The sequence below is a fragment of the Thalassobaculum salexigens DSM 19539 genome, from assembly GCF_000423805.1.
In the GTDB taxonomy this organism is placed as follows: Bacteria; Pseudomonadota; Alphaproteobacteria; order Thalassobaculales; family Thalassobaculaceae; genus Thalassobaculum; species Thalassobaculum litoreum.
Genome location: NZ_KE384093.1, coordinates 2253152 through 2269609, shown reverse-complemented (window position 1 = coordinate 2269609; position 16458 = coordinate 2253152). Strand labels below are relative to the sequence as shown.

The following is a 16458-nucleotide window of genomic DNA, read 5'->3' as shown; positions in this document are numbered from 1 at the left end:
GTTTTCCGGTAAGGTGTCGGCGATCAATCGATCGTGTTGATCGTGAAATGCGGGCATAACAAAAACTAACCCGCAATAAAAAGGGAGGTTACCTCTATGTCGTTGAATTTGTTGAAGAAGGCTGGCCTCGTGGCAGCTGCGGCGGCGTTTGTCCTGTCGGCTGGTGCGGGTGACGCTGAGGCCAAGAAGGTCCGATGGAAGATGCATTCGGCGTTCGGTACGAACGTCGCCGTGCTCGGCCCTGTCGGAGTTCGCATCACCGACTGGGTCAACAAGATCTCGGACGGCGATTTCGACATCAAGCTGTTCGAGCCGGGTGCACTGGCCGGTGGCTATGCCTATTACGACCCGATCAGCCAGGGCGCGTTCGACGCGGCCTACGGTACGCCGGGCGCGAACCAGGGCAAGAACTCGGCTTTCGCGTTCCTGTCCACCTGGCCGTTCGGCCCGGGCGCGCTCGAGTTCAACGCGTGGCTCCAGTACGGCGGCGGTGTTGAGATCGGCAAGGAGCTCTATGCCCGCGACGGCATCGAGTACTTCTACTGCGGCATGATTCCGCCGGAGACTTCCGGCTGGTTCCGTGAGCCGATCGAGAGCCTCGACCAGCTGAAGGGCCTGAAGATGCGCTTCTTCGGCGTCGGCGCGAAGGTCATGCAGAAGCTCGGCGTGTCCACCCAGCAGCTTGCCGGCGGCGACATCTACCCGGCGCTGGAGCTCGGTACGATCGACGCGACCGAATTCTCCATGCCGGCCATCGACCGGTCCTACGGCTTCTACCAGATCGCGAAGTACAACTACTTCCCGGGCTGGCACCAGCAGTCGACGACCAACGAGGTCCTGGTCAACAAGGCCAACTGGGAAGGCCTGGAAGACGTGAAGAAGGCCCAGTTCGAGGTCGCCTGCAAAGCCAATATCGGCGTTGAGCTGGCCGAGGGCGAGGCGCTTCAGCCGGCGGCGATGATCGCCAACCAGAAGGACGGGGTCACCAACGTCACCTGGTCCGACGACGTCCTGAATACTCTGCGCGAGAAGTGGGAAGAGGTCCTGCAGGAGGAGCTCGCCGCGAACCCCGACGTTCAGAAACTCTGGGACAGCTACACGGCGTTCCACGAGGAGTACAAGGTCTGGGGCGAGATGGGCTACCTCAAGTAAGCCTCACGACGCCTGGCCGGGGGTGGGACGACCACCCCCGGTTGCTCTGACTGCTTAGCTTACGGCGGCGAGAAGCGCCGCCGTTTCTTTACCGACTGTCAGATTGGACGCGGCCGGCGCATGCGTGCGTCGAGGCCGAGGCGTAGCAACCAACCGAAAGCAGAGAGATGGGTGCACTTCTAAGCGTCGCCGGACTCCTGGACGGGATCGCCAGATGGATCGGCAAGACGATCGGCTGGATCATGATCCCCCTGATCCTGGTGATTATTTTCGACGTCATCACGCGGAAGATCGACTTCACGCGTTTGCTTTTTGCCGAATATACGGCGGCGTCCGGCTATTCGGTTTCCACGATCCTGCAGGACCTGCAGTGGCACTTCCACGCGGCTCTGCTGATGCTGACTTTCGGTTTCGGATACCTGGCGAATGCGCATGTCCGGGTCGACGTGTTTCGGGAGCTGCTTTCGCGCCGGCCCCAGGCCTGGATCGAGATCTGCGGCCTGATCTTCTTCGGCTTGCCCTTCGTCGTGCTGATGATCTTCTACGCCTACCAGATGACCGAGCTGTCCTTCCATCAGGGCGAGGGCTCGGAATCGATGACCGGCATCGGCCAGCGCTGGTTCATCAAGAGCTTCATGCTGTGGGGCTTCATCGTGACGATGATGGCGATCCTGGCGACGCTGTTCCGGCTGATCGCCTATCTGTTCGGCGACCAGGACGCCCAGGACGAGGCGCAAGAAGGCCTGGAGATCTTCGCGGACGCTAATGACGAGCTCGAGGAGGCCCGTCGTCTGGCGGAAGAAGCCCTCAAGCGTGGGGGAGACTGACCGATGGAGTTCTTCGACGCGATCTACGATCACCTCTATGAGTTTATCGGCGCCTACATGTTCCTGGCGCTGGCGCTGACGCTGTTCACGGGTCTGCCCGTGGCCATCGCGCTCGGCGGCATTTCGGTGATCTTCGGCGGTGTCGCCATCTACCTGGAATTCCTCGACGTCGCGGTGTTCTTCCAGGTCATCCAACGCGTCTGGGGCGGTGACGGGGCCTCCGGTGCCGTGCAGAACCCGATCCTGGTGGCGGTCCCATGTTTCGTCTTCATGGGAACCATGCTGGAGAAATCCCGTGTCGCCGAGGACCTGCTGCATATCCTGCAGGTCATGCTGCGGCGCGTGCCGGGCGCCCTGGCGCTCTCGGTCACGGTCATGGGCACGATCATGGCGGCGACCACCGGCATCATCGGCGCCTCGGTCGTCATGATGACGCTGCTGGCCCTGCCGGCCATGCTGCATCGTGGTTACCATCCCGCACTTGCCACAGGCACGATCGCCGCCTCTGCGACGCTCGGCATTCTGATCCCGCCGTCGATCATGCTGGTCCTCATGGCCAACCTGCTCGCGGTGTCGGTCGGCAACCTGTTCATCGGGGCGATCTTCCCGGGACTGGTGCTCTCCGGCCTGTACTTCGCCTACATTCTGCTGATCAGCGGCATCCGCCCCCAACTGGCGCCGCCGCTGCCCGACGATGCGATCGTTCTCGACCCGACGCAGAAGAAGAACGTTGCCCGTGTCTGTTTCATCGTGGCGGGGATCGTTCTGATCGCCTATCTCGGCACCACGTTCATCGGTGACGAGACGATCAACTGGGGGCTGTCCGGCTTCCTGGCGATCTTCGCGGCCTGCATGCTCCTCGGACGCGTGGAAGGCGACACGATGCTGGGCGGTGTGCTCAGGGGCTTCGTGCCGCCGATCTTCCTGATCGTCATGGTGCTGGGCTCGATCTTCGCCGGCTGGGCGACGCCGACGGAAGCGGCGGGCGTGGGTGCCTTCGGCTCCCTGATCCTGGCCTGGTTCAACCGGACGCTGACCCGCCAGGTCCTGACCCAGGTGATCCACCGGACCGCCCTGACCACCGCGATGATCTTCTTCATCTTCGTCGGTGCCACGGCGTTCTCGACGATCTTCCGGAACGTCTACGGCGAGGACCTGATCATCGAGTTCATCGAATGGCTCGACCTGCATCCCTGGTCGCTGCTGTTCATGCTGATGTTCACGATCTTCCTGCTGGGCTTCTTCTTCGACTTCCTGGAGATCACGCTCATCATCCTGCCGGTCTTCGCCCCGGTCATCCGGGCGCTGGCGCCGGCCTTCGCGAACCATCTGGGGTATGCGGAGCCGTCGAACGTGGCGGAAACGCAGTTCTTGGAGGCACAGGTCATATATTGGTTCGCCATCCTAGTGGCGACGAACCTACAGACCTCGTTCCTAACGCCTCCATTCGGGTTCGCGCTGTTCTATATGAAGGGCGTGGCACCATCCTCGGTGAAGATGCAGGACATCTACTTCGGCATCATCCCGTTCGTGGCTCTGCAGGTGGTCGGCATCCTGCTGGTCCTCGAATTCCCGGGGCTGGCGCTCTGGCTGCCTGAGCAGATCCTCGGACGCTAGCCAGGCTGATCTGAACACCGACCAAAGCGGCCGCTCCGGACCTCCGGAGCGGCCGTTCTCATTGTGGAACCGGCGCGCTACGATCGGGTCACCAAGAGTCGACAAGAGCCCCCGAGGAGAGGAAGACCATGGCGCTGGATCCGCAATGCGTTGAGCTGATGGCCGCGATCAACGACATCGGCTCGCCCTTCGACACGGACGATCCGGTCGAGGCGCGGCGGCGGGTGCAGGAATCCGTCGACCGGGCCAAACCCTATGGCGGGCGCTTCAGCGCGGTGGAGAACGGCAGCCTCGACGGGCCGGAGGGCACGATCGCCTACCGGCTGTACCGGCCGGAGGACGCGGTCGAGAGTCCGGGGCCGGTGCTGGTCTACTACCACGGCGGCGGCATGGTGTTCGGTTCGCTCGACAGCCACGATCCGATCTGCCGGGCGATCGCCGAGGCGGTGCCGTGCACGGTGATCTCCATCGACTACCGCCTGGCCCCCGAGACGCCGTTTCCGGGGGCGGCCGAGGACGCGATCGCCGCCTTCCGCTGGGTCGTGGCGCAGGCCGAACGCCTTGGCATCGATCCTACGCGGGTGGCGGTCGGCGGCGACAGCGCCGGGGGCAATCTGGCGGCCGTGGTCAGTAACGAGACCCGGAGCGACCCGATTCCGCCCTGCTTCCAATGGCTGATCTATCCCAATGTGGACCTGGCGGCCGAGGGCGGGTCGATCGACGCCTTCGCCGAGGGCTACTTCCTCACGAAGTCGGCGATGGACTGGTACAAGAACTTCTATGCACCCGATTCCGCGAGCCGGCTCAACCCGCTGTGCTCGCCGCTGCGCGCGGAGAGCCTTGTCGGCGTCGCCCCGGCTCTGGTGACCACGGCCGGGTTCGACCCGTTGAAGGACGAGGGCAGGGCCTATGTGGAGAAGCTGAAGGCCGACGGCGTGCCGGTCGAGTACATCGACTATCCCGGCATGATCCACGGCTACCTGCGGGCCTTCGCGATCGTCGACGTGGCGCGTCAGACCATCGTGGAGTCCGCCCGGTCGATCCGCGCGGCGTTCGGGATGCCGGCCGCCTGAACCGGGGAGGGGCGGCGGTCAGTCCGCCCGTTTCTTCTTCACCACCCGGATCAGGGCATCGAGGCCGAGCAGATAGGAATCGATGCCCATCCCGGTGATCATCCCGTCCGCCTCGCTGGACGGGATGGAGGGGATGCCGCGCCGCTCGATGTTCGACATGTGAACCTCCACATAGGGCAGCTCCACCCCGCGCAGGCAGTCGCGCAGGGCGTATCCGGCGTAGTTGAAGCCGGCCGGGTTCATCATCAGCCCGTCGATCCCGTCGCGGGCGGCCTGGTAGATCCGGGTGATCGCTTCGCCCTCGACGTTTGTATAGTAGATGTCCAAATCGACTCCGTGCCGCCGGGCTTCGGCCAGCAGCAGCGCGTCGAGCTCGGCGGCGGTCGTGGTGCCGTAGACTTCCGGCTGGCGGCGGCCCAGCCATTCCATGTTGGCGCCCTGGATCAGCAGCAGCTTCACCGGTTCCTCCCTTGGTCTTCTGACTTTTATGCGCCCCGCAGGTATCGCACGGCGGCATCCCGCTCGAACAGGTAGAGAAGGGTGCGCACCGCCTTGCCGCGCGCGCCCTCCAGCTCCGGGTCCTGGTTCAGCAGCAGCCGGGCGTCGTCGCGGGCGACTTCGAACAGGTCGTTATGGGCGGCGGCGTCGGCCATGCGGAAGGTCGGCAGGCCGCTCTGCCGCGTGCCCAGCACCTCGCCGGCGCCGCGCAGCTTCAGGTCCTCCTCGGCGATGCGGAACCCGTCCTCGCTGTCGCGCATGACCGACAGCCGGGCCCGGCCGGTCTCGCTCAGCGGCGCGGCGTAGACCAGCAGGCAGGTGGAGGCCTTGTCGCCGCGCCCGATCCGCCCGCGCAGCTGGTGAAGCTGGGCCAGGCCGAAGCGCTCGGCGTGTTCGATCACCATCACCGTGGCGTCCGGCACGTCGACCCCGACCTCGATCACCGTGGTGGCGACGAGCAGGTCGACGGAGCCTTCCTTGAAGGACGCCATCATCTTGTCCTTCTCCGGCCCCTTCATGCGGCCGTGGATCAGCCCGACCCGGTCGCCGAACCGTTCGCGCAGGGTGCTGGCGCGCTCCTCGGCGGCGGCCACGTCCAGCACCTCGGATTCCTCCACCAGCGGGCAGACCCAGTAGACCTTGGCGCCGGCATCCATGCGCCGGGCTATACCGTCGATCACATCCATCAACCGGTCGTTGGAGACCACGCGGGTGTCGATCGGCTGGCGCCCCGGCGGCTTCTCGGTCAGGCGCGAGACGTCCAGGTCGCCATAGGCGGTCATCACCAGGGTCCGGGGGATCGGCGTGGCGGTCATCACCAGGATGTCGACGCCCTGACCCTTCTGGCCCAGCACCATGCGCTGGTGCACGCCGAAGCGGTGCTGCTCGTCGATCACCGCCACGGCGAGGTCGCGGAACTCGACCTCTTCCTGGAACAGGGCGTGGGTGCCGACGACGATCTGCGCCGTACCCTCGGCGATGCGGCCGAGGATGGTGCTACGGGTCTTGCCCTTGTCCCGACCGGTCAGGATCTCGCAGCGGATGCCGACGGCGCGGGCCAGCGGCTCGATGGTGGCGAAATGCTGGCGCGCCAGGATCTCGGTCGGCGCCATCAGCGCCGCCTGGGCGCCGCATTCGATCGCGTTGGCCATGGTGACCAGCGCCACCAGGGTCTTGCCGCTGCCCACATCGCCCTGCAGCAGCCGCAGCATCCGGTTCGGCGCGGCCATGTCGCCCTCGATCTCTGAGAGCGCCGTGCGCTGGGCGCCGGTCAGGCTGAACGGCAGGTTTTTCAGGATCGCGTCGCGCAGCCGGCCGTCGCCCTTGATGATGCGGCCCTTCTGTTTCTTCATCCGCGCGCGCACCAGGGCGAGTGCCAACTGGTTGGCCAGGATCTCGTCATAGGCCAGCCGCTGCCGGGGCAGGGAGTCCGGCTCCATCTCCAGCCGGTTCTGCGGATGGTGCACCGCCTTGACTGCCGCGTCCCAGGCCGGCCAGCCGCGCGCCTGGACCAGGGTGGCGTTGATCCACTCGTCCAGCACCGGCACCCGGGCCAGCGCGCCCTCGATGGCCCTGCGGATCGTGCGCTGGTGCAGACCGTCGGTGGACGGATGGGTCGGCTCGACGATGCGCACGCTGTCGGCCTCCTCCAGCGGCACCACGTGGTCCGGATGCGGCATCTGCGCCTTGCCGCGGAACCGCTCGACCTTGCCGCTGATCACCCGCTTCTGGCCGTGCGGCAGCAGCTTCTCCAGCCAGTCGCCCTTGGCGTGGAAATACACCAGCTCGATCTCGCCGGTCTCGTCGGCGCAGATCACCCGGTAGGGCGCGCGGCCGCGTCCCGGCTCGTGGCGCATCGTGGTGACGGTGAGGGTGGCGATCATCCCGTCCGGCGCGTCGGCCACCGTGGGGGAGAACCGGCGGTCGACCATGCCGCTCGGCAGGTGCCAGAGCAGGTCGACGATCTGCGGGCCGGCCGCCTTCTCGATCAGCTTGGCATAGCGCGGTCCGATGCCCGACAATTGGGACACATCGGCGAAGAGCGGGAAGAGGATCTCGGGGCGCAATGTCGCAACTCGTCCAGTCGGCGTGCCGGGGGTGGTCTCGGGTCTGTCCCTGCTTTATATCCCACAGCCCGGCATTGCGAGACCATGACAAGCCATCGGGACGGGACAGCTTGAAGAGGAGTGCGGCATGACCGAGGCCCTGGACGCCCGCCGCAAGCGCCTGCGCTACCGCAGCACCTATACCGGCACCAAGGAGACCGACCTGCTGCTCGGCGCCTTCGCCGACAGACATCTCGGGTCGCTGTCGGACTCCGATCTGGACGATTACGAGCATCTGCTCAGCATCGAGGACCCGCGGCTCTATACCTGGATCACCGGGCAGGAGACGCCGCCGGCGGAATTCGAGACGCCGGTGCTGCAGATGCTGCGCGACTTCAAACTGACCCAGGCCTGATAAGAAGAAGGACCGGCCCATGGACATGGTGGGCGACCACGACCGGCTGTTTGCCGACTTCCCGACCGCCGTCGGCCGCGTGGCCATCGCGTCGGCCCCGGAAGGGGTGGACGCGGAGGCGATCGCCGCACTCGCCAATGCGCGCGGCCTGCTGCTGCATGTGGCGCGCGACGATACCCGCGTCGCGGCCCTGGCCCGGGCCATCGCCTTCTTCGACCCGGATCTGCGGGTGATGCAACTCCCGGCGTGGGACTGTCTGCCCTATGACCGGGTGTCGCCCAATACCGAGATCGTCAGCCGCCGGATCGACACCCTGGCACGGCTCGCCGCCCGCAAGCGCAGCGCCAAGCCGACTGTCGTCCTGACCACGGTCAACGCCGTGCTGCAGCGGGTGCCGCCCAAGAGCTTCTTCGACGGCGCCACCCTGGTGCTGAAAGTCGGCCAGTCCATGCCACTGGACGAACTCACCGCCTTCTTCACCCGCAACGGCTACAACCGCTCCGACACGGTGCGCGAGCCCGGTGAATACGCCGTGCGCGGCGGCATCGTGGACGTGTTCCCGACGGGAACAGAGGAGCCGGTGCGGCTCGACTTCTTCGGCGACGACCTGGAGGAGATCCGGCGCTTCGACCCGATGTCCCAGCGCACCACCGGCAAGCGCAAGAGCGTGGCCTTCCTGCCGGTCGGCGAGGTGCTGCTGGACGAGACCACGATCCAGCGCTTCCGCTCCGGCTACCGCTCCCGGTTCGGCGCCGAGGTGACCGCCGATCCGGTCTACGAGGCGGTCTCCGCCGGCCGGCGTCATGGCGGCATGGAGCACTGGCTGCCGTTGTTCCACGAGAGTCTGGGCACCGTGCTGGACTATGTCGGCGACGCGCCGGTTACCCTGGACCATCAGGCGGAGGAATCCGCCTCTGCCCGGTTCGAGCAGATCCAGGAATATCACGACGCCCGGGTGCAGATGCTGCGCGCCGGCGGGGCGGAGGCCGGCGGCATCTACCGGCCGCTCGACCCCTACGCGCTGTATCTGGCGCCGGCGGATTGGTCGGTGCTGATGGCCGACCGGGCGGTCGGCGCCTTCACCCCGTTCTCCCTGCCGGAAGACGGTGCGGTGATCGATTTCGGCGCGCAGTCCGGCGTCGATCTGGCCGAAGCTCGCGCGCGCGGCGGCTCCGCCGTCTACGACGCTGTGCGCGACGCGGTGGTGGACGAGATCGGCAAGGGCCGCCGGGTCGTGGTCGCCGGCTACAGCGAAGGCTCCTGCGACCGGCTGGCCCATCTGCTGCGCGACCACGGCATCGACGCGATCGAGCCCGCTCCCAGCCTGCAGGCCGCGATGGCCCTGCCTCCGGCCACGGTGGCGACGGCGGTGCTGCCGCTGGAGCACGGCTACCGCCGGGGCGCGCTGACCGTCATCTCCGAGCCGGACATCGTCGGCGAGCGGCTGGTCCGCCCGTCCAGGCGACGCAAGCGCCGGGGCGAGGACTTCCTGCGCGAGGTCTCCTCCCTGGAGGCGGGCGACTACGTCGTCCATTCCGAGCACGGCATCGGCCGCTATCTCGGGCTGGAGACGCTGGAGATCGGCGGCGCGCCGCACGACGTTTTGCGCCTGGAATATCTCGGCGGCGACAAGCTGTTCGTGCCGGTCGAGAACATCGACGTGCTGTCGCGCTACGGCAGCCAGGAGACCAAGGCGCAGCTCGACAAGCTGGGCGGCGCCGGCTGGCAGGCGCGCAAGGCCCGGGTCAAGAAGCGGCTGCTGGACATGGCCGAGGCGCTGATCGGCATCGCCGCCGAGCGCGAGCTGCGCAAGACCGAGCCGCTGTACCCGCCGCCGGGTACCTATGACGAGTTCTGCGCCCGCTTCCCCTTCACCGAGACCGAGGACCAGCTCAAGGCCATCGACGATGTGCTGGAGGACATGGCGTCCTCGCGGCCGATGGACCGGCTGGTCTGCGGCGATGTCGGCTTCGGCAAGACCGAGGTGGCCCTGCGCGCGGCGCTGGTCGCCGCGGGGCAGGGCTATCAGGTCGCGGTGGTGGTGCCGACGACGCTGCTCTGCCGCCAGCATTACCGGAACTTCCGCGACCGGTTCCAGGGCTTCCCCATGCGGGTCGCCCAGCTCTCCCGGCTGGTCACAACCAAGGACGCCAACGAGATCCGCGAGGGCCTGCGCTCAGGCGACGTGAACATCGTGGTCGGCACCCACGCGGTGCTGTCCAAGCAGATCCAGTTCGACAATCTCGGCCTCGTCATCGTCGACGAGGAGCAGCATTTCGGCGTGACCCAGAAGGAGTGTCTGAAGGACCTGCGCAAGGAGGTCCACGTCCTGACCATGACGGCGACGCCGATCCCTCGCACCCTGCAGATGGCCCTGTCCGGCGTGCGCGAGATGAGCCTGATCGCCACGCCGCCGGTCGACCGGCTGGCGGTGCGCACCTTCGTCATGCCCTATGACGGGGTGATCATCCGCGAGGCCCTGCTGCGCGAGCGCTATCGCGGCGGTCAGACCTTCTATGTCTGCCCGCGCATCGAGGACCTGAGCCGGGTGCACGAGCGGCTGATCAAGCTGGTGCCGGACCTGCGCATCGGCCTGGCCCATGGCCGCATGGCGCCGACCGAGCTGGAGGACGTGATGACGGCCTTCACCGACGGCAATTACGACGTGCTGCTGTCCACCAACATCGTGGAGTCCGGCCTCGACATCCCGTCGGCCAACACCATCGTCATCCACCGCTCCGACATGTTCGGCCTGGCCCAGCTCTATCAGCTCCGCGGCCGGGTCGGGCGGTCGAAGACAAGGGCCTATGCCTATCTGACCACCCATCCGACCAAGGTCCTGCCGCCGATCGCCAAGCGCCGGCTGGAGGTGATGCAGACCCTGGACACGCTGGGGGCGGGCTTCTCGCTGGCCAGCCACGACATGGACATCCGCGGGGCAGGCAACCTGCTGGGCGACGAGCAGTCGGGCCAGGTCAAGGAAGTCGGCATCGAGCTGTATCAGGAACTGCTGCGCGAGGCGGTGGAGGCGGCCCGCGCGGGCGAGGGGACGGTCGCCGAGGACACGTCCTGGACGCCGCAGATCGCCCTCGGCATGCCGGTGCTGATCCCAGACGCCTATGTGCCCGACCTGTCGGTGCGCATGAGCCTGTACCGCCGCATCGCCATGCTGGTCGACAAGGACGAGATCGACGGGTTCGCCGCCGAGCTGGCCGACCGCTTCGGGCCGACCCCGCCGGAGGTGGAGAACCTGCTGAAGGTGGTCGCCATCAAGGGCCTGTGCCGCTCCGCCGGGATCGAGAAGGTCGATGCGGGCCCGAAGGGTGCCATCGTCGCTTTCCGCAACAACACCTTCGCCAACCCGCAGAAGCTGGTGAATTTCATGCAGCAGCAGGCGGGGTCCGTGCAGCTCCGCCCGGATCACAAGCTGGTCTACCGCCGGGCCTGGAACAAGCCGGAGCAGCGGGTGCTTGGCCTGACGCGCCTGATGGAGGAACTGGCCGCGATGGCGGCCTGATGGTCGCCGCACCGGTCTTCGCGACGCCGGACTCCTATATGGCGCGGCTGACCGATACCGGCTTCCGGCGGCCCTATCTGGCCACCATTCTGTTTCCTGGTCTGACGTCCCCCGTCCGTCTAAATGGGGAACCGTCGTCGCTTCCCGCGGGTTTACCATTGACGGGACCCCAATCGGAATCATCTGACGGGTTATTCCGATTGGGGAGCGGGCGGCCGGATGACGAACGAGCGAACGGAACAGGACGAAGCCGAAAAGAGCGCTGAGCGCATCGACGCGCTGAAACCGCTCTCCTCCGACGAGATGTTCGAGGTCGTGCGCCTCAACGGAGTGGAGGAGCTGAGCCGCCCGACCGTTTCTCTGGCGTTTTCAGGCCTGGCGGCCGGTCTGGCCATCGGCTTCTCCGTCATCGCCGAAGCGGCGGTGGTGGGCAGGCTGGACAGCGAGGCGAGCTGGGCCTCCCTACTCGGCGACATGGGCTATACGGTCGGCTTCATCATCGTCGTCCTCGGACGCCTTCAGCTGTTCACCGAGAACACCATCACCCCCGTGCTGCCGATCTGCCATGCGCCGACCCGCCGGAATTTCCTGGCGCTCGCGCGCAACTGGAGCGTGGTGCTGACGGCGAACATCGTCGGCGTGGTGATCTTCGCCGCGTTCCTGATGTTGCTGCCCTCGATCCCTCCCGAGATGCGCGAGGCCGTGGTGGATCTCGGCCGGCACTCGGTCGATGGCGGGTTCCTCGTAACCATGACCAAAGGGGTCGGCGCCGGCTTCCTAGTGGCGGCACTGGTCTGGGTGAACGCCAACAGCCGGGGCGCCAGCCTGATGGCGGTGTTCGTGATCACCTATGTCATCGCGCTCTGCGAGTTCTCCCACGTGATCGCCGGCACCATGGAGATCGCCGCCCTGGTGATGGTGGACAACATCACCCTGTCGGGCGCGGTCTTCGGGTTCTTCCTGCCGGCTCTGATCGGCAATGTCATCGGCGGGACGGTCCTGTTCGCGTTCATTTCCTACGGACAGGTATACCAGGAGATCTGAGGTGTTTCTGAGCAGGCCCAAGCGGATCGACCGGACGGGCGACGACCGGCCGGCATCGAATCTGGTGTCGTTCATGTGGCGCATGAGCGGCTGGTACCAGCTGCCGGCCTGCGCGCTGGCGCTGATGGTCGCGGGTCTCACCGTTGTGCCGCTGGAGCTGCAGCGCCGCATCATCGACGACGCGCTGAGCCAGGGGAACGCCGATCTGCTGATGATCCTGGCGCTGATCTATCTCGGAGTGATCACCCTCAATGCCGGGGTCAAGTTCACCCTGCGGATCTACCAGGGCTGGCTGGCGGAGAGCGTCATCGCCTATTGCCGCCGGCACATCATCGACCTGCACGGCCGCCAGCCGACGGGAGACGGGCAGGGCGGCACGGCGGTGTCGATCGTCAACCACGAGCTGGAGGCGATCGGCGGCTTCGTGGGAGACGGGATCTCCGACCCGCTGGCCCAGGTCGGGGTTCTGCTGGCGATCGTTATCTACATGGTGACGGTGGAGCCGATGATCGCGCTGGTCAGCGTGGTCTTCCTCGGACCGCAGATCGTCCTGATCCCCGTGATCCAGCGCAAACTGAACGCCCTGGTCGACAGGCGGATCGACCTGATCCGGTCGCTGAGCGAAGACGTCGCCGAACGGTCTGACGACGCCGACGACCAGATGCGCACCGACAACGACATCCGTCGGGTGTTCGGCAACCGCATGCGCTTCTTCGTCTGGAAGTTCCTGGGCAAGGTGGCGCTGAACTTCCTGAACGCCGCCGCCCCTCTGATGGTGCTCGGGTTCGGCGGCTGGATGGTGGTTCAGGGCCAGACCGAGGTCGGCGTGATCGTCGCCTTCATCTCCGGGTTCAATCGGATGGCGGAACCGCTGCGGGACCTGATCAACTATTACCGCACCTACGCCCAGACCGAAGTGAAGCACGACAAGGTCGCCAGCTGGATGGACACGCGGGCGTAACAGGGCGGGCGTAACAGGAGACGGGCGTAACGGGTAAACGGTCGGGCGGTCAGGCCGTGTTGGCTGCGGCCGGCCGGGCGGCGGCTTCGTTCTGGACCAGCTCGAACAGCGGGAAGAAGGCCTCCGGCTCCTGCGCGCCGGCCAGCGCATAGCGCCGGTCGAAGATGAAGCAGGGCACGCCGTTGATGCCGTTCTCGTAGGCGAAGCGGGTTTCCGCCAGCACGTCGGCCACGGCCTCGTTGCTGTTCAGGAACTCGATCGCCTCGTCCCGGTCGAGCCCGGCCTCGGCGGCGATGTCCGCCAGCGTCTCCACGTCGCCGATATTCTGACCGTCGTAGAAATAGCCGGTGAACAGGCGCTCCACGAGAGCGTCCGACGCGCCGCGTTCCGACGCGAAGCGGATCAGCCGATGGGCCCGAACCGTGTTGGGCGTGGTGCCGATCTTGTCGAACTGGAAGTCGAGGCCTTCCTTGCGGCCGTTCTCGCGGATCGTCTCGTAGATCTGCGCCGCCCGCTCCGGCCCGCCGAACTTGGTCTGCAGGTAGGTCTGGCGCGGCATGCCCTGAACCGGCATGTCGGGATTGAGCTGGAACGCGCGCCAGTGGATTTCCACCTGCTCCTGCGGACGCTGGGCCAGGGCTCGCTCCAGCCGGCGCTTGCCGATGAAGCACCAGGGGCAGACGACGTCGGAGAAAATGTCGATACGCATGAACAGACCCTAACGTGCACCCCCGGCGCATACAACCGATCTATGGCGATGGGGCCGGGGAGTATGCGGCCCTGACGGACGGTACGTGCCGGGTCAGCGAACGATAGGGCCGTTCTTCCGATCGGTCGTAAAGTAGCGTCCGTTGCTGGTCACCACGTTGTCGTTGTTGTCCACCATGTGGTCAAACACATGATACGTCCTGTTACCGGCACTCACCGTGGTGTGAAGGTTTCCAGACCCGGCAACACATTCGGATCCGCCGGCATGACCGCCGTCGAGGATGGTGCACGTTTCGTTGTCGTAGGCCTGTCGAAGTGCCCGGCTGGTCGACGCGGCGATACGGTCGAAGTCCCTGGAACCGATCGGGTGTGTGTGACTGTTCGAGATATCGCACGCCCAGGCACCCGGGGCGGTGACCAGAGCGGCGAGACAGATCGTCAGACCGAGCCCGAGTGCGATCATCGTTTTCTTCATAGGAACCTCCTGACAACGAGACCGGTTTGCGGATCACGCTCTGCGGCGCGACCTCGCTCGGGACTCGGGGACTGCGCGAAAGGGACGGGATATGCGGGACGCCAGCGGCTCACTGCGCGGCGCATTGGCGATCCACTGCTGCACATTGGCGGGCAGGCCCCGGTTCGGTTTCGCCACCGAGCAGGCCGTGCTGTTCGCTGTGCCGGCCGGCCGCTGTCGGAGGTGGCGGAGGCGCGCGGCACCAAGATCAGCACCGTGCGCTGGCACCTGAAGAACCTTCAGGCGAAGCTGGGAGCGACGGACAAGGCCGGGGTCGTCGCCTGGATCGCCCGCAGTCCGGCCTGCGGGCTCGCGCGGTAGGCAGGAGCCGATCGCACGCTTGACGTTTGCCCGGCCCACGGAAATGGTTAAGTCCCGCTCGCCAAGGACCCGCTCGTCAAGGACACGACTGCCAATGACCGACTCGATCTACGACCGCGACCTAGACCGACGCCCGGCGAACTACGCACCGCTGACACCGAGCGATTTCCTGGCTCGGGCCGCCCACACCTATCCTGACAAGGTGGCGGTGATCCACGGCACCCTGCGCCAGACCTATGCGCGGACCTATGCCCGGGCGCGGCGCCTGGCCTCCGCCCTGGTGCGGCGCGGGATCGGCACCGGCGATACGGTGGCGATCCTGGCGCCCAACACGCCGGCTATGCTGGAGGCGCATTACGGCGTGCCGATGGCGGGCGCGGTTCTGAACGCGATCAATACCCGCCTGGACGCGTCTGCCGTCGCTTTCATTCTGGATCACGGCGCCGCCAAGGTCGTGCTGGTCGACCGCGAGTTCACCGGCGTCATGGCCGACGCCCTGTCCCAGTCCGAGGGCGCGCCGACGGTCGTGTGGATCGACGACATCCTGGCCGAGAGCGGAGACCCATTGGGCGCGTGCGACTACGAGGCTTTCCTGGCGGAAGGCGACCCGGACTATGCCTGGTCCTGGCCAAAGGACGAGTGGCAGGCGATCTGCCTGAACTACACGTCGGGCACCACGGGCGATCCCAAGGGCGTGGTCTATCACCACCGCGGCGCCTACCTGAACGGCATGGGCAACGCCATCGCCTTCCAGGTCGACCGGAACTCCCGGTATCTGTGGACCCTGCCGATGTTCCACTGCAACGGCTGGACCTTCACCTGGGGCGTGACGGCGGCCTGCGGCACCCATGTCTGCCTGCGCAAGGTCGATCCCAAGCTGATCTTCGAGCTGATCGGCGAGCATACGGTCACCCATATGTGCGGCGCGCCGATCGTGCTGACGATGCTGATCCACGCGCCCGACGAGGTGAAGCGCCGCTTCGACCATGAGATCTGGATCGGCACCGGCGGGGCCGCCCCGCCGAGTGCGGTGATCTCCGGCATGGAGCAGATGGGCTTCAAGGTCATGCACCTGTACGGGCTGACCGAGACCTACGGCCCGTCGGGCATCTGCGCCTGGCCGCCGGAATGGAACGAGCTGGTGCTCGACGACAAGGCCCGCAAGATGGCCCGCCAGGGCGTCGGCTATCCGACCCTGGAGGGGTTCCGCGTGGTCGACCCGGAGACCGGCGAGGACGTGCCGCGCGACGGCAAGACGATCGGCGAGATCGCGATCCGCGGCAACACGGTGATGAAGGGCTACCTGAAGAACCCGGCCGCCACCGCCAAGGCCTTTGTCGACGGCTGGTTCCGCTCCGGCGACCTGGCGGTGATGCATCCCGACGGCTATGCCGAGGTGAAGGACCGTTCCAAGGACATCATCATCTCCGGCGGCGAGAACATCTCCTCGCTCGAAGTGGAGGACGTGCTGTTCCGCCACCCGAAGATCATGGAGGCGGCCGTGGTCGCCCGGCCGGACGAGAAGTGGGGCGAGACGCCCTGCGCCTTCGTCACCCCGAAACCGGGCGCCGATCTCACCGTGGAGGAGGTGGTGGCCTTCTGCCGGGAGAACATGGCGCATTTCAAGGTGCCGAAGACCATCGTCTTCACCGACCTGCCGAAGACCTCGACGGGCAAGATCCAGAAGTTCGTGCTGCGGGAGCAGGCGGTCGCGATGTAGGGGAGGGCGGTCATGGCTGCCGAGACCGGCTTCCAGACCCGCCGAC

General features: G+C 66.4%; 14 protein-coding genes. 10 read left to right on the top strand and 4 right to left on the bottom strand.

All coding sequences use genetic code 11. The annotated features are described in order from the left end of the window. Window positions 1-201: 201 nt before the first annotated feature. The 4 genes from G578_RS0115010 (at window position 202) to G578_RS0114995 (ending at window position 4669) form a co-directional block, all read left to right on the top strand. On the top strand, window positions 202-1152 hold the full coding sequence (locus G578_RS0115010) for a TRAP transporter substrate-binding protein (RefSeq protein ID WP_245565616.1): 951 nt from the start codon (window positions 202-204) through the stop codon (window positions 1150-1152). A 167-nt stretch (window positions 1153-1319) separates the two neighbouring features. Next, entirely contained in the window at window positions 1320-1979 is a 660-nt protein-coding gene (locus G578_RS26520; protein ID WP_051244823.1) for a TRAP transporter small permease subunit, read from the top strand. 3 nt (window positions 1980-1982) lie between these two features. Next, window positions 1983-3596 (top strand): TRAP transporter large permease, encoded by a 1614-nt coding sequence (locus tag G578_RS0115000; RefSeq protein ID WP_051244822.1) that lies wholly within the window; start codon window positions 1983-1985, stop codon window positions 3594-3596. A gap of 128 nt (window positions 3597-3724) precedes the next feature. Then, on the top strand, window positions 3725-4669 hold the full coding sequence (locus G578_RS0114995; protein ID WP_028794927.1) for an alpha/beta hydrolase: 945 nt from the start codon (window positions 3725-3727) through the stop codon (window positions 4667-4669). Window positions 4670-4687: 18 nt separating this feature from the next. Here G578_RS0114995 and G578_RS0114990 read toward each other — a convergent pair whose 3' ends face one another. Continuing rightward, window positions 4688-5128 carry a type II 3-dehydroquinate dehydratase gene (locus G578_RS0114990; protein ID WP_028794926.1) on the bottom strand — a complete coding sequence of 147 codons (441 nt, stop codon included), beginning with the start codon at window positions 5126-5128 and terminating at the stop codon, window positions 4688-4690. Between the two features lie 26 nt (window positions 5129-5154). Next, window positions 5155-7233 (bottom strand): ATP-dependent DNA helicase RecG, encoded by a 2079-nt coding sequence (gene recG, locus G578_RS0114985; protein WP_028794925.1) that lies wholly within the window; start codon window positions 7231-7233, stop codon window positions 5155-5157. Between the two features lie 127 nt (window positions 7234-7360). Here recG and G578_RS0114980 point away from each other — a divergent pair, with 127 nt between their 5' ends. From G578_RS0114980 to G578_RS0114965, 4 genes are all read left to right on the top strand, one after another. Then, complete coding sequence (locus G578_RS0114980; protein ID WP_028794924.1) at window positions 7361-7627, top strand: FAD assembly factor SdhE; 267 nt, start codon at window positions 7361-7363, stop codon at window positions 7625-7627. Between the two features lie 19 nt (window positions 7628-7646). Continuing rightward, a complete protein-coding gene (gene mfd, locus G578_RS0114975; RefSeq protein ID WP_156907336.1) occupies window positions 7647-11144 on the top strand; it encodes a transcription-repair coupling factor in 3498 nt (1165 codons plus the stop codon). A 219-nt stretch (window positions 11145-11363) separates the two neighbouring features. Then, a complete protein-coding gene (locus G578_RS0114970) occupies window positions 11364-12188 on the top strand; it encodes a formate/nitrite transporter family protein (protein WP_028794922.1) in 825 nt (274 codons plus the stop codon). 1 nt (window position 12189) lies between these two features. Continuing rightward, window positions 12190-13149 carry an ABC transporter transmembrane domain-containing protein gene (locus G578_RS0114965; protein ID WP_038014227.1) on the top strand — a complete coding sequence of 320 codons (960 nt, stop codon included), beginning with the start codon at window positions 12190-12192 and terminating at the stop codon, window positions 13147-13149. Between the two features lie 49 nt (window positions 13150-13198). Here G578_RS0114965 and G578_RS0114960 read toward each other — a convergent pair whose 3' ends face one another. Further along, window positions 13199-13858, bottom strand: coding sequence for a DsbA family oxidoreductase (locus tag G578_RS0114960; protein ID WP_028794920.1), 660 nt, complete (start codon window positions 13856-13858; stop codon window positions 13199-13201). A gap of 93 nt (window positions 13859-13951) precedes the next feature. Beyond that, on the bottom strand, window positions 13952-14332 hold the full coding sequence (locus tag G578_RS0114955; protein WP_028794919.1) for a hypothetical protein: 381 nt from the start codon (window positions 14330-14332) through the stop codon (window positions 13952-13954). Between the two features lie 222 nt (window positions 14333-14554). Between G578_RS0114955 and G578_RS29580 the strand changes: the two genes are divergently transcribed. Together G578_RS29580 and G578_RS0114945 are read left to right on the top strand one after the other, a co-directional pair. After that, window positions 14555-14692, top strand: a complete 138-nt coding sequence (locus G578_RS29580) for a helix-turn-helix domain-containing protein (RefSeq protein WP_156907334.1) — start codon at window positions 14555-14557, stop codon at window positions 14690-14692. Between the two features lie 94 nt (window positions 14693-14786). Next, a complete protein-coding gene (locus G578_RS0114945; RefSeq protein ID WP_028794918.1) occupies window positions 14787-16412 on the top strand; it encodes an acyl-CoA synthetase in 1626 nt (541 codons plus the stop codon). The last annotated feature ends 46 nt before the right edge of the window (window positions 16413-16458 follow it).